14 protein-coding genes and 5 tRNA genes are annotated in these 11622 nt (G+C 70.2%); 14 read left to right on the top strand and 5 right to left on the bottom strand.

All coding sequences use genetic code 11. The features are described 5' to 3' along the window. The first annotated feature begins 23 nt into the window (after positions 1 to 23). The 6 genes from LNW73_RS08675 to LNW73_RS08650 all read left to right on the top strand — a co-directional run bounded on the left by LNW73_RS08675 (position 24) and on the right by LNW73_RS08650 (position 1331). Positions 24 to 755, top strand: coding sequence for an HAD family hydrolase (locus tag LNW73_RS08675; RefSeq protein ID WP_250977923.1), 732 nt, complete (start codon positions 24 to 26; stop codon positions 753 to 755). An 88-nt stretch (positions 756 to 843) separates the two neighbouring features. After that, positions 844 to 915, top strand: a tRNA-Gln gene (locus LNW73_RS08670). 21 nt (positions 916 to 936) lie between these two features. Beyond that, positions 937 to 1009 (top strand) — tRNA-Glu (locus LNW73_RS08665). A gap of 61 nt (positions 1010 to 1070) precedes the next feature. Beyond that, a tRNA-Glu gene (locus LNW73_RS08660) sits at positions 1071 to 1143 on the top strand. 12 nt (positions 1144 to 1155) lie between these two features. Next, a tRNA-Gln gene (locus tag LNW73_RS08655) sits at positions 1156 to 1227 on the top strand. A gap of 31 nt (positions 1228 to 1258) precedes the next feature. Continuing rightward, positions 1259 to 1331 (top strand) — tRNA-Glu (locus tag LNW73_RS08650). 91 nt (positions 1332 to 1422) lie between these two features. On the opposite strand, the gene LNW73_RS08645 is transcribed toward LNW73_RS08650, so the two are convergent. Further along, positions 1423 to 2070 (bottom strand): MerR family transcriptional regulator, encoded by a 648-nt coding sequence (locus LNW73_RS08645; RefSeq protein WP_250989534.1) that lies wholly within the window; start codon positions 2068 to 2070, stop codon positions 1423 to 1425. Positions 2071 to 2152: 82 nt separating this feature from the next. Between LNW73_RS08645 and LNW73_RS08640 the strand changes: the two genes are divergently transcribed. Then, positions 2153 to 2644 carry a DUF4188 domain-containing protein gene (locus LNW73_RS08640; RefSeq protein ID WP_250989533.1) on the top strand — a complete coding sequence of 164 codons (492 nt, stop codon included), beginning with the start codon at positions 2153 to 2155 and terminating at the stop codon, positions 2642 to 2644. Positions 2645 to 2772: 128 nt separating this feature from the next. On the opposite strand, the gene ndgR is transcribed toward LNW73_RS08640, so the two are convergent. After that, a complete protein-coding gene (gene ndgR / locus LNW73_RS08635) occupies positions 2773 to 3489 on the bottom strand; it encodes an IclR family transcriptional regulator NdgR (protein WP_138356489.1) in 717 nt (238 codons plus the stop codon). 160 nt (positions 3490 to 3649) lie between these two features. Between ndgR and leuC the strand changes: the two genes are divergently transcribed. The 4 genes from leuC (at position 3650) to LNW73_RS08615 (ending at position 6833) form a co-directional block, all read left to right on the top strand. Further along, positions 3650 to 5080, top strand: coding sequence for a 3-isopropylmalate dehydratase large subunit (leuC, locus tag LNW73_RS08630; protein WP_250977926.1), 1431 nt, complete (start codon positions 3650 to 3652; stop codon positions 5078 to 5080). 5 nt (positions 5081 to 5085) lie between these two features. Then, entirely contained in the window at positions 5086 to 5679 is a 594-nt protein-coding gene (leuD, locus tag LNW73_RS08625) for a 3-isopropylmalate dehydratase small subunit (RefSeq protein ID WP_250977927.1), read from the top strand. A 154-nt stretch (positions 5680 to 5833) separates the two neighbouring features. Continuing rightward, the gene (locus LNW73_RS08620; RefSeq protein WP_250977928.1) at positions 5834 to 6067 is read left to right on the top strand and encodes a hypothetical protein; all 234 of its coding nucleotides are present in this window, start codon (positions 5834 to 5836) and stop codon (positions 6065 to 6067) included. A gap of 124 nt (positions 6068 to 6191) precedes the next feature. Beyond that, a complete protein-coding gene (locus tag LNW73_RS08615) occupies positions 6192 to 6833 on the top strand; it encodes an HU family DNA-binding protein (protein WP_250977929.1) in 642 nt (213 codons plus the stop codon). Positions 6834 to 6925: 92 nt separating this feature from the next. Here LNW73_RS08615 and LNW73_RS08610 read toward each other — a convergent pair whose 3' ends face one another. Both LNW73_RS08610 and cofC read right to left on the bottom strand, forming a co-directional pair. Then, a complete protein-coding gene (locus LNW73_RS08610) occupies positions 6926 to 7153 on the bottom strand; it encodes a hypothetical protein (RefSeq protein WP_250989532.1) in 228 nt (75 codons plus the stop codon). 76 nt (positions 7154 to 7229) lie between these two features. Beyond that, entirely contained in the window at positions 7230 to 7862 is a 633-nt protein-coding gene (gene cofC / locus LNW73_RS08605; protein WP_250992852.1) for a 2-phospho-L-lactate guanylyltransferase, read from the bottom strand. 231 nt (positions 7863 to 8093) lie between these two features. Between cofC and LNW73_RS08600 the strand changes: the two genes are divergently transcribed. Genes LNW73_RS08600 through LNW73_RS08590 form a run of 3 tightly spaced genes read left to right on the top strand, consistent with a single transcriptional unit; the run spans position 8094 to position 11126 of the window. Beyond that, entirely contained in the window at positions 8094 to 8957 is an 864-nt protein-coding gene (locus LNW73_RS08600; protein WP_250989531.1) for a lysophospholipid acyltransferase family protein, read from the top strand. After that, positions 8958 to 9959: an NAD(P)H-dependent glycerol-3-phosphate dehydrogenase gene (locus tag LNW73_RS08595; protein ID WP_308402042.1), complete on the top strand. Its 1002-nt coding sequence runs from the start codon at positions 8958 to 8960 to the stop codon at positions 9957 to 9959. A gap of 12 nt (positions 9960 to 9971) precedes the next feature. Continuing rightward, positions 9972 to 11126 (top strand): D-alanine--D-alanine ligase family protein, encoded by a 1155-nt coding sequence (locus tag LNW73_RS08590; RefSeq protein ID WP_250989530.1) that lies wholly within the window; start codon positions 9972 to 9974, stop codon positions 11124 to 11126. On the opposite strand, the gene LNW73_RS08585 is transcribed toward LNW73_RS08590, so the two are convergent. Further along, positions 11123 to 11602: a DUF3515 domain-containing protein gene (locus LNW73_RS08585; RefSeq protein WP_250989529.1), complete on the bottom strand. Its 480-nt coding sequence runs from the start codon at positions 11600 to 11602 to the stop codon at positions 11123 to 11125. The genes LNW73_RS08590 and LNW73_RS08585 overlap by 4 nt on opposite strands. Between the last annotated feature and the right edge of the window lie 20 nt (positions 11603 to 11622).

Here is an 11622-nt window from a genome sequence, read left to right as displayed (position 1 = left end):
GCCACCGTCCTAGGGTTGGCGGTATGCCGATCCGTGCTGTGCTCTGGGACGTGGACGACACCCTGTTCGACTTCACGACAGCCGACGAGCAGGGGTTTGTGCGGCATGTGATGGCCGAGGGCCTGGCCGGCGGATCCGAATCCGCCGGTCAGGCCCTCGGTCGTTGGCAGTTGATCACCGTGCGCCACTGGCAGCGTTTCGCGGACGGAGCCGTCGACTACGAGGGCCAGCGCCGCGACCGGGTCCGCGAGTTCCTGGGCGAGCCGCTGAGCGACGCTGAGGCGTCCGCCTGGTTCCACCGCTACGTCGCCCACTACGAGGCCGCCTGGGCCCTGTTCCCGGACGCCTCGCCCGCCGTGGCGGCGCTGGCGCCCCGCTACCGGCAGGGAGTTCTGTCGAACGCCAGCACCGTCCACCAGGAGCGCAAGCTGCGCACGCTGGGGCTGCGGGACCATTTCGAGGTGCTGCTGTGCGCGGCGGAACTCGGCGTGAGCAAGCCCGCCGCCGGGGCGTTCCTGGCGGGCTGCGCGGCGCTGGGCCTGCCGCCCGGCGAGGTGGCCTACGTCGGCGACCAGCCCGAGATCGACGCCCGGGGGGCGGACGAGGCGGGCCTCTTCGGCATCTGGCTGGACCGCCGGGGCACCGCCGCGGGACCGGATATCCCGTCGGACCTGCGAAGGATCATCGGACTGGCGGAGCTGCCCGCGCTACTGGCTGCGAATACCGGTTTTGGAGCCCCGTCCCCCATCGGGTAATGTTCTTCCTGCGCCGCCCAACCGGGCCGAAAGGCCAGGCCGGAAGCGCAACATCAAACAAACCCCCGGCCAGGGGGTTGTGTTTTGGTGGGGTATGGTGTAATTGGCAACACGAGGGTTTCTGGTTCCCTTATTCTAGGTTCGAGTCCTGGTACCCCAGCGCAGTACAAAGCAAGTGCGAGCCCCCGTTGTGTAGCGGCCTAGCACGCTGCCCTCTCACGGCAGTAGCGCCGGTTCGAATCCGGTCGGGGGTACAGATCCTTCTCTCCGTCGCCTTCAGGTCGCACCTGACCGTGACGATGCAGGATCGCTAGGGCCCCCGTTGTGTAGCGGCCTAGCACGCTGCCCTCTCACGGCAGTAGCGCCGGTTCGAATCCGGTCGGGGGTACTTGACACACCATGGGGTATGGTGTAATTGGCAGCACGAGGGTTTCTGGTTCCCTTAGTCTAGGTTCGAGTCCTGGTACCCCAGCGCAGTACCGCGTATGTTGAAGCAAGTGCGAGCCCCCGTTGTGTAGCGGCCTAGCACGCTGCCCTCTCACGGCAGTAGCGCCGGTTCGAATCCGGTCGGGGGTACGTATCGAAGAGGCCCTCCGCCACGGCGGAGGGCCTCTTTGCTGTGCCCGGCGCCCCGTTCGCCGGGTCCCGCGCCCCGCCGGGCCGGCGCTCAATCTCCCGTGCCGAAGCGGCGGTTGGACTCCTCGGCCTCGGCCAGCCGGCGCAGGCTCAGCAGCACCGGCTCGTAGAGCACCGTGAGCGCGACCGCCGCCTCGACCTGTTCGAGGGGGGTGCTGAACCCCTCCACGAGATCCAGGTCGGTGACGGCCAGTTGGGCCGCGGCCCGGGCGTACGGCGCCAAGTCGTCGGCGTCACACGGATATCCGAGCCGGACCAGCGCCGAGACCGCCACCACGAGCGTTCCCCAGGCGGGCGCCCCCTCGCCTGCGTCCAGGCACTCCTTCCAGTCGAGCCGCCGCATGAGCAGCTCCACCTCGTGCCGGGCGACCGCGGTCGCCGGATCGTCCTCGACCGGCTTCGGACCCTGCGGCAGCGCCCAGACGGCGGCACCCAGCCGCGTGTTCTGGTCCAGCGACTCGTCCTCGACCGCCGCCAGCACCTGGCGCGCGGTGGCCACCGGCATCTTCCCGACCTGGATCAGGGCCCGGACGAGACGCAGCCGGCGCAGATGGTCGTCGCCGTACTCCGCCTGGGTGGCGGTGATCCGGCGGCCGGGGGGCAGCAGTTGCTCCCGTAGGTAGTACTTGATCGTGGCGGCCGGGAGTCCGCTGCGTTCACTCAGTTCCGCGAACCTCATCCTCTTGCCCCCTTCGTTGGAGAGTGGCACTATCCAACCATGGATAGTCCAGCTATCCAACATATCGAACCGGGGAGCCACCATGAGCGCCGAACTGATCGAAGGCCGGACCACCGCCGCCGCGGAGGGTGAGGTCGTCGTCTTTCTCATCGGGATGCGGATCAACAACTTCCGGGCCCTGCGCAGCTGGTGGCCGGTGCTGAAGGCGATGCCGCGGATGCTCAAGGAGCTGTCGCGGGAGAAGGAGAGAGGGCTGCTGGGCTTCCGGGTCCACCTGGGCATGCCGCGGGTCTTCGAGGTGACCCAGTACTGGGAATCGCGTGAGCAGCTGATCGCCTACGCCTCGGCGCAGGACGGCGAGCACCGTCCGGCGTGGGCGGCCTTCAACCAGCGGGTGCGGGCGGGGAAGAACAAGGTCGGCTTCTTCCACGAGACCTACGCCGTGCCCGCGGGCGGCTACGAGTCGGTCTACGTCAACATGCCGGCGTTCGGCCTGGGCGAGGCCACCGAGGTCGTTCCGGTCGGCCGCCGCGGCGAGACCGCCAAGGACCGCCTGGCCTACCGGGCGAGCTGACGTACCGGGCGGACGTCCCGGGCGTGGCTGACGTCCGGTACGGGGAAACAGGTGCGCGCCGGTGCCGGGGGCTTGGACGGAGCCCCCGGCACCGGCGCGCTCGGGTACGGGTGGTGGGAGGAGCGGTCTCAGCCGTTGCGGCGCAGGGCCTCGGAGAGCCGCCCGGCGGCGTCGATGACGGCCTGGGCGTGCATCCGGCCCGGGTGCCGGGTCAGCCGCTCGATCGGCCCGGAGACCGAGACGGCGGCGACCACCCGGTTCGAGGGCCCGCGCACCGGCGCGGAGACCGAGGCGACGCCCGGCTCCCGCTCGCCGATGGACTGGGCCCAGCCCCTGCGGCGTACGCCGGAGAGCGCGGTGGCCGTGAATCGGGCACCCTGGAGACCACGGTGCAGTCGCTCCGGCTCTTCCCATGCCATCAGGACCTGGGCGGCGGATCCGGCCTTCATCGGCAGCGTCGAGCCGACCGGCACGGTGTCCCGCAGTCCGGACAGCCGTTCCGCGGCGGCCACACAGATCCGCATGTCGCCCTGGCGCCGGTAGAGCTGGGCGCTCTCGCCGGTCACGTCCCGCAGGTGGGTGAGAACCGGTCCCGCCGTGGCCAGCAGCCGGTCCTCGCCCGCCGCGGCGGCGAGCTCGGAGAGCCGGGGGCCCAGGATGAAGCGGCCCTGCATGTCACGGGCGACCAGCCGGTGGTGTTCGAGCGCGACCGCGAGGCGGTGCGCGGTGGGGCGGGCGAGGCCCGTGGCGCCGACAAGCCCGGCCAGGGTGGCCGGTCCGGACTCCAGCGCGCTGAGCACCAGAGCCGCCTTGTCGAGAACGCCGACGCCGCTAGAGTTGTCCATGCAACGATATTCGCGTCTCACACTGTGAAACGCAAGTTCAATTTTCCAGCGAAAGCGTCAGGCTGGGAAGCACGGCAGGGACGCCGACCGGAACCAGGGGACCGGACGGAGTCCACATCAGACGAGTTGGCCGGCAGCGACGCCGGTCGGAGGGACAGCGATGGGTAGGACACTCGCGGAAAAGGTCTGGGACGACCATGTCGTCCGGCGCGCCGAGGGCGAGCCCGACCTTCTCTACATCGATCTGCACCTGCTGCACGAGGTGACCAGCCCGCAGGCCTTCGACGGTCTGCGGTTGAACGGGCGCCAGGTGCGGCGGACCGATCTCACCATCGCCACCGAGGACCACAACACTCCGACCCTCGACATCGACAAGCCGATCGCCGACCCGGTCTCCCGTACCCAGCTGGAGACGCTGCGCAAGAACTGCGCCGAGTTCGGTGTCCGCCTGCACCCGCTGGGTGACGTCGAGCAGGGCGTCGTCCACGTGGTGGGACCGCAGCTGGGTCTGACCCAGCCCGGCACCACCGTGGTGTGCGGCGACAGCCACACCTCGACGCACGGCGCCTTCGGCGCGCTCGCGTTCGGCATCGGCACCAGCCAGGTCGAGCACGTACTGGCCACCCAGACCCTGCCGCTGGCCCGCCCCAAGACCATGGCGATCACCGTCGGTGGCGAACTCCCCGCCGATGTCACCGCCAAGGACCTGATCCTCGCCATCATCGCGAAGATCGGCACCGGCGGCGGCCAGGGCTATGTCATCGAGTACCGCGGCCCGGCCATCGAGAACCTGTCGATGGAAGCCCGGATGACCGTCTGCAACATGTCGATCGAGGCGGGCGCGCGGGCCGGCATGATCGCCCCCGACCGCACCACGTTCGACTATCTGCAGGGCCGTGACCACGCCCCCACGGGCGCGGACTGGGACGCCGCCGTCGAGTACTGGCAGACCCTGCGCACCGATGACGACGCGGTCTTCGACCACGAGGTCTACATCGACGGTGCCGCACTGGCCCCGTTCGTCACCTGGGGCACCAACCCCGCCCAGGGCGCCCCGCTGAGCGCCTCGGTGCCGGACCCGGCGTCGTTCGACGACCCCAGCGACCGCCAGGCCGCCGAGAAGGCCCTGGAGTACATGGGACTTCACGCGGGCCAGCCGCTGCGCGAGGTCAAGGTCGACACCGTCTTCGTCGGCTCCTGCACCAACGGCCGGATCGAGGACCTGCGGGCCGCGGCGTCCATCGTCGAGGGCCGCCAGGTGGCCGACGGCGTCCGCATGCTGGTCGTCCCCGGCTCGGTCCGGGTCGCCCTGCAGGCCGTCGCCGAGGGCCTGGACAAGGTCTTCACCGCTTCCGGCGCCGAATGGCGGCACGCCGGTTGCTCGATGTGCCTGGGCATGAACCCCGACCAACTCGCCCCTGGTGAGCGCTCCGCGTCCACCTCCAACCGCAACTTCGAGGGACGGCAGGGCAAGGGCGGCCGTACGCACCTGGTATCGCCGCAGGTCGCCGCCGCCACGGCGGTACTCGGGCACCTCGCTTCGCCCGCGGACCTGACCGACTCCGACGCCCGTACCGCCGTGGAGGCCTGATACCGATGGAAGCGTTCACCACACACACCGGCCGGGCCGTCCCGCTGCGCCGCAGCAACGTCGACACCGACCAGATCATCCCGGCCCACTGGCTGAAGAAGGTCACCCGCAACGGCTTCGAGGACGGGCTCTTCGAGGCCTGGCGCAAGGACGAGAAGTTCGTTCTCAACCTGCCCGAGCGCGCCGGGGCGACCGTGCTGGTGACCGGATTCGACTTCGGCACCGGCTCGTCCCGCGAGCACGCGGTGTGGGCGCTGCAGAACTACGGCTTCAAAGCCGTGATCTCGTCCCGCTTCGCGGACATCTTCCGGGGCAACTCGCTCAAGAACGGCCTGCTCACGGTCGTGCTGCCGCAGGAGACCGTCGAGCGGCTGTGGAAGCTGACCGAGGCCGACCCGACCGCCGAGGTCACGGTCGACCTGGTGGCCAGGGAAGTGCGCGCCGAGGGCATCACCGCGGCGTTCGAACTGGACGACAACGCCCGCTGGCGCCTGCTGGAAGGGCTGGACGACATCAGCCTGACCCTCGCCAACGAGGCGGACATCACCACCTATGAGCGGTCCCGCCCGGCGCACAAGCCGAGCACCGTGCAGGTCTGACCGTCCCCGAGAGGGGATCCGGCCCGGATTTCGAAGCGCCTTCCGCCGTCCGCGGGGGGCGCTTCGGCATGCCCGCACCACCGTATTGGCCCTGTCGCGCGAGACATTGGTCCTGTCGTGCGCGACAACTCACCGCAGATGGCACAATCGGTACATGGAACGCGATGGCCAACTCGAGCTCTACGGGGTCCTCGCCGCCCGGCTGAAGGAGGCGCACGCGCGCGTCGCGAATCTCCAAGTACCCGATGACGTAAGGCTGGAGTTGACCCGGAAACTCCTCGTCGTGACTGCCGCGGCCAAGCATGATCTCGCTGGAGCGGCACGGCGTCTGGACGTCTTCCTGCGGGAGCTCGACCAGGGCAGATTTCTTGATCAAGGAACTGTCTGAGAGCCGAGTTCGTTGCGGCACAAGGGTGATTCGCCCGTTTCGTATTTGATTTGCGGTATATATCCGCCTAACGTGCGAAAAAGCCCGTACTCATTCGCCGGGCAAAGTTTCCGAAGGGGAAGACGTGAACAAGGCGCAGCTCGTAGAAGCGATTGCCGACAAGGTAGGTGGCCGCCAGGCCGCCGCGGACGCGGTTGACGCGGTTCTCGACGCGATCGTCCGCGCGGTCGTCTCCGGCGACCGGGTCTCGGTCACCGGATTCGGTTCGTTCGAGAAGGTCGACCGTCCCGCCCGCTATGCCCGCAACCCCCAGACCGGGGAGCGGGTCCGGGTCAAGAAGACCTCGGTGCCGCGCTTCCGCGCGGGTCAGGGCTTCAAGGACCTGGTCAGCGGGGCCAAGAAGCTCCCGAAGAACGATGTCGCGGTCAAGAAGGCGCCCAAGGGCAGCCTGAGTGGCGGGGCTTCCACCCGTACCACCGCCAAGGCCGCGGCCAAGAAGGCCACCGCCAAGAAGGCCACCGCGGCGAAGAAGGCCGTGACCGCCAAGAAGGCGGCTCCCGCGAAGAAGACGGTGACCGCCAAGAAGACCACGGCGAAGAAGACCACCGCCGCCGCGAAGAAGGCGACGCCGGCCAAGAAGGCCGCCACCGCCAAGAAGGCCGCCGCCAAGAAGTCCGCCCCGGCCAAGAAGGCCACGGCGAAGAAGGCCCCGGCCAAGAAGAGTGCCGCCCGCAAGACCGCTGTGAAGCGGACTGTGAAGAAGTAGTCACCACCTGCAGGCCGCGACGGGCCGGGCTCCCCACCAGGGAGCCCGGCCCGCGCCGTTCTCCGGCCGGTGCGGCGGCTCCCGGGCGGCCGCTACGCCGTGGGCGCCTGGGGGTCCGCGAAGGTCTGCAGCGTCAGGAAGACCACCCGGCGGGCGTCGCCGTCCCCCTCGGTGCGGATCCGCACCCGCTGACCCGGCCGCAGCAGCCGCAGGCCCCCCGCGTCGAAGGCCGCGGCGTCGAACGGCAGCGGAGTCCCGTCGTCGAGCAGCACGCTGCCGCCACGGGTCGCGGGGTCGTATGTGTACGCGGTCGCCTGCATGACCGGAAGCCTAGTGAACGCGCCCGCCCCCGCGACACCGTGTGCGGCTTCTCGTGCGGACGGGTGCGGCGCTCGCTCAGTCGGTGATGAGCAGCCCCGCCGCGACGTCCGCGGTCCGCGGCCCGACCCCCAGGGCCAGTGCCACCCGCAGGTCGGCGGGGGTGTCGACGTCCTGGCGCACGGAGTCCACACCGCGCAGCGTGATCTCCCGGGCGCCGGAGGCCCGGTGCCGGGCCCGGGAGGCGCCGCCGAACGCCGGCGTCAGGTCGTGACCCGGCGGCGCGGTGAGCAACGTGGTGCCGATCGCCGCCGCGTCGGCCAGAAAAGCCCTCCCTGAGGCCCTGGCGGCGGCGTTGAGCACTGCGCACAGCTCCAGGGGGCGCAGAGCCGGGAGATCGGCGTTCAGAGCCGCCACGGCCGCATCGGGAGTGGCGGACCGGATCAGGTGCCCGCCGTACGCGAGAGCCGCGTTGAGTCCGGCCGCCGGAGCGTCCGGCACGATCCGGGCCCCCAGAGCGGCCAGTTCCGCCGCCGCCAGCGGATCGTCGGTCACCACCGTGACGCTCCACACCTGTGCACAGGCCAGCGCGGCGGCCACGGTGTCCTGGGCGAACGCCAGCGCCAGCCCCGGCCGCACCGTCCCCGCGGCCGGCGCCAGCCGGCTCTTGGCCACGGCGAGCGGCTTCAGCGGTACGACGAGGGACCACATGACGGGTACGGGCACCGGACCATTGTGCGGTGACGCACCCGCCCGACGGCCACAGCCCCACCCCGGAATCCGCCTCCCGATTCCCCGGCGGGGGACTCCCGCAGGCACCCGCGTCGCCGCTTCCCCAGGGGCGCGCCCCTCGGCTCGCCCGCCCTGGCGTTACGGTGTGCGTACCGGCGACACTTGTGCGGCTGCACTGGTGCAGCCCCGTGCAATGAGGAGGAAGTTCTGGTGTCCCGCCGCAGAATCGGCTTCTGGTACCGGCTTGCAGCCGCCATCGCGAAACCGCCGCTTCTTGTCCTCTTCAAGCGGGATTGGCGCGGAATGGAGCACATTCCGGCCGACGGTGGATTCATCACGGCCGTCAACCACAACTCATTCCTCGACCCGCTGTCGTACGGCCATTTCCAGTACAACACCGGACGGGTTCCGCGCCTGCTCGCGAAGGCCGGGCTCTTCAAGATCTTCTTTGTCGGCATGATGCTGCGCGGAACAGGTCAGATTCCGGTCTACCGGGAGTCCACGGACGCCGCCAACGCGTTCCGCGCCGCCGTCGCCGCGATCAACTCCGGCGAATGCGTCGCGTTCTATCCGGAGGGCACTCTCACCCGCGATCCCGACCAGTGGCCGATGACCGGCAAGACCGGTGCCGCCCGGGTCGCGCTGCTCACCAAGGCACCGGTGATCCCGATCGCGCAATGGGGCGCCAACGAGGCGATGCCGCCGTACGCCAAGGGCAAGAAGTTCTTCCTCTTCCCCCGCAAGACCCTGCGGGTCATCGCGGGCCCGCCCGTCGACCTGTCGCGGTTCTACGGTCAGGAGCCCACCGCCGAGGTGCTGCGCGAGGTCACCGACGTGATCATGGCGGAGATCACCGAGCTGCTCGCCGTGCTGCGCGGGGAGCCCGCGCCCGCCGCGCTCTACGACCCGCGCCAGGCGGCCCGCGCCCGCCGGGCGGACAAGGCGGAACGGGCCGCGAAGTCCGGCGGCACCACGCGCAAGCCCGCACCGGAGTCCGTACCGCAACCCGCGCCGGAGCCCGAGCCCGTACCGCAGCCCGTGAAGAACCCGATGGATCAGCAGGAGGAGTCGTAAGTGTCAACGCGCTGCGCGGTGTACGGAACCGGCTCCTGGGGCACCGCGTTCGCGATGGTGCTCGCCGACGCCGGGTGTGACGTCTCGCTGTGGGGACGCCGCCCCGAGCTGGTCGAGGCGGTCAACGCCACCCACATGAACCCCGACTACCTGCCGGGCATCGCGCTGCCCGACACCGTACGGGCCACCACCGACCCGGCCGAGGCCGCCAGGGACGCCGAATTCGTCGTGCTGGCCGTCCCGTCGCAGACGCTGCGCGGCAACCTCGCCGAGTGGGCGCCCCTGCTGCGCCCCGACGCGGTCCTGGTCAGCCTGATGAAGGGTGTCGAACTCGGCACCGCCAAGCTGATGAGCGAGGTCATCGAAGAGGTGGCCAAGGCCGGCCCCGAGCGGGTCGCGGTGCTCTCCGGGCCCAACCTGGCCAAGGAGATCGCCGCCCGGCAGCCCGCCGCGTCCGTGGTCGCCTGCCGCGACGAGTCGGTGGCCCAGCGGTTCCAGGCCGCGTGCCACACCGCGTACTTCCGCCCGTACACCAACGCCGACGTGGTCGGCTGTGAACTCGGCGGAGCGGTCAAGAACGTCATCGCGCTCGCGGTCGGCATCGCCGACGGCATGGGGCTCGGCGACAACACCAAGGCCTCACTGATCACCCGCGGGCTGGCCGAGACGACACGGCTGGGCCTGGCGATGGGGGCCGACGCGCACACCTTCGCGGGCCTGGCCGGCATGGGCGACCTGGTCGCCACGTGCTCCTCGCCGCTGTCCCGCAACCACACCTTCGGCACCAATCTCGGCCGCGGCATGTCGCTCGCGGAGACCATCGCGGTCACCCGGCAGACCGCCGAGGGCGTGAAGTCCTGCGAGTCGGTGGCCGATCTGGCGCGCCGGCACGGTGTCGACATGCCGATCACGGACACCGTCGTGGACATCGTGCACAACGGGAAGCCGCCCGTCGTGGCCGTCAAGGAGCTGATGTCCCGCTCCGCGAAATCCGAGCGGTAGGGTCAACGAACCATGAGCAATCTGCCTTCTTCCCAGACTCCCGACCAGCCGCAGCGCAAGCCTCGGGTAGCGCTCGTCTTCGGCGGACGCAGCTCCGAGCACGGGGTGTCGGTGGTCACCGCGGCCAGCGTGCTGCGGGCCATCGACCGGTCGAAGTACGACGTCCTTCCCATCGGGATCACGACGGACGGCCGCTGGGCGCTGACCAGCGACGACCCGGACCGGATGGCGATCACCGACCGCCGGATGCCGACCGTGGAACAGGTCACCGACCACGAGGGCACCGTCGTGCTCCCGGTCGACCCGGCCAACCGCGAGGTCGTCTACACCGAGCCCGGAGTGGTTCCCAAGGCCCTCGGCGACGTCGACGTCGTCTTCCCCGTGCTGCACGGCCCCTACGGCGAGGACGGCACCCTGCAGGGCCTGCTGGAGCTGTCCGGCGTGCCCTACGTGGGTGCGGGCGTCCTCGCCTCGGCCGTGGGCATGGACAAGGAGTACATGAAGCGGGTCTTCATCTCCTTCGGTCTGCCGGTCGGGCCGTATCTGGTGATCCGGCCGCGGGACTGGGAGAACGATCAGGAGACCGCCCGCCGGAGCATCGTGGAGTTCGCCGCGGACCACGGCTGGCCGCTCTTCGTGAAGCCCGCCCGCGCCGGCTCGTCGATGGGCATCAGCAAGGTCGAGGACGCGTCCGGCCTCGACGAGGCGATCGAGGAGGCCCGGCGGCACGACCCGAAGGTCATCGTCGAGTCGCTGCTGCGCGGCCGGGAGATCGAGTGCGGCGTCCTGGAGTTCGAGGACGGCCCGCGCGCCAGCGTCCCGGCCGAGATCCCGCCGGTCACCGTCCATGACTTCTACGACTTCGAGGCCAAGTACATCGACTCGGCCGAGGGCATCGTGCCGGCGCCGCTCACCCCCGAGCAGACCGCCGAGGTGCAGTGGCTCGCCGTCGCGGCCTTCGACTCGGTCTCCTGCGAGGGCCTGGTCCGCGCGGACTTCTTCCTGCTCGACAGCGGAGAGTTCGTCATCAACGAGATCAACACGATGCCCGGCTTCACGCCCATCTCCATGTACCCGCGGATGTGGCAGGAGAGCGGCGTGGCGTACCCGGAGCTGGTGGACCGGCTGATCCAGGCCGCACTGCGGCGCCGCACCGGGCTGCGTTAGAGCTCGTTCGGAATCGTCTTCTTGACGGCGCCGGCGAGGTCGGTCAGCGGACCGACGTCGCCGGCGTACTTCTTGGGGAGGGTGACCTCGACGTACGCCTTGCGCAGCGTCGTGGTGAGTTTGAAGCTGCCGTCGCCCTGGGCCTGGATCAGCCAGCCGACGCCGTCCACGTCCACCGAGTCCGCGCTGGAGTCGTTCATCGCCGCCGGCCTCGGCACCCCGCAGCGCAGCACGATCGCCGGATTTCCCCACCCGGCGGTGAAGTCGGACACGGGCCTGAGATCATGCACGCCGAGTCCATTGACGGAGTGCGGCAGATCCCGGTGCAGCGCACGGCAGTAGACGGCGGCCCGCGCGTCCGGAGCCGGTACGGGCGTCTCATCGGCCGGACCGGCTGCGGAAACGAAGACCGCCGCCGCGGACAAGCACGCGACGGCGGCAACGGAAATCAGCGCGAACCGGCGAAAAGCTATCACCGGACGAGCATAGTCGGGGG

The organism is Streptomyces sp. RKAG337, assembly GCF_023701715.1.
GTDB lineage: Bacteria > Actinomycetota > Actinomycetes > Streptomycetales > Streptomycetaceae > Actinacidiphila.
Note: the sequence above shows the minus strand (reverse complement) of the source record. Positions and strands in the feature narration are given on the sequence as shown.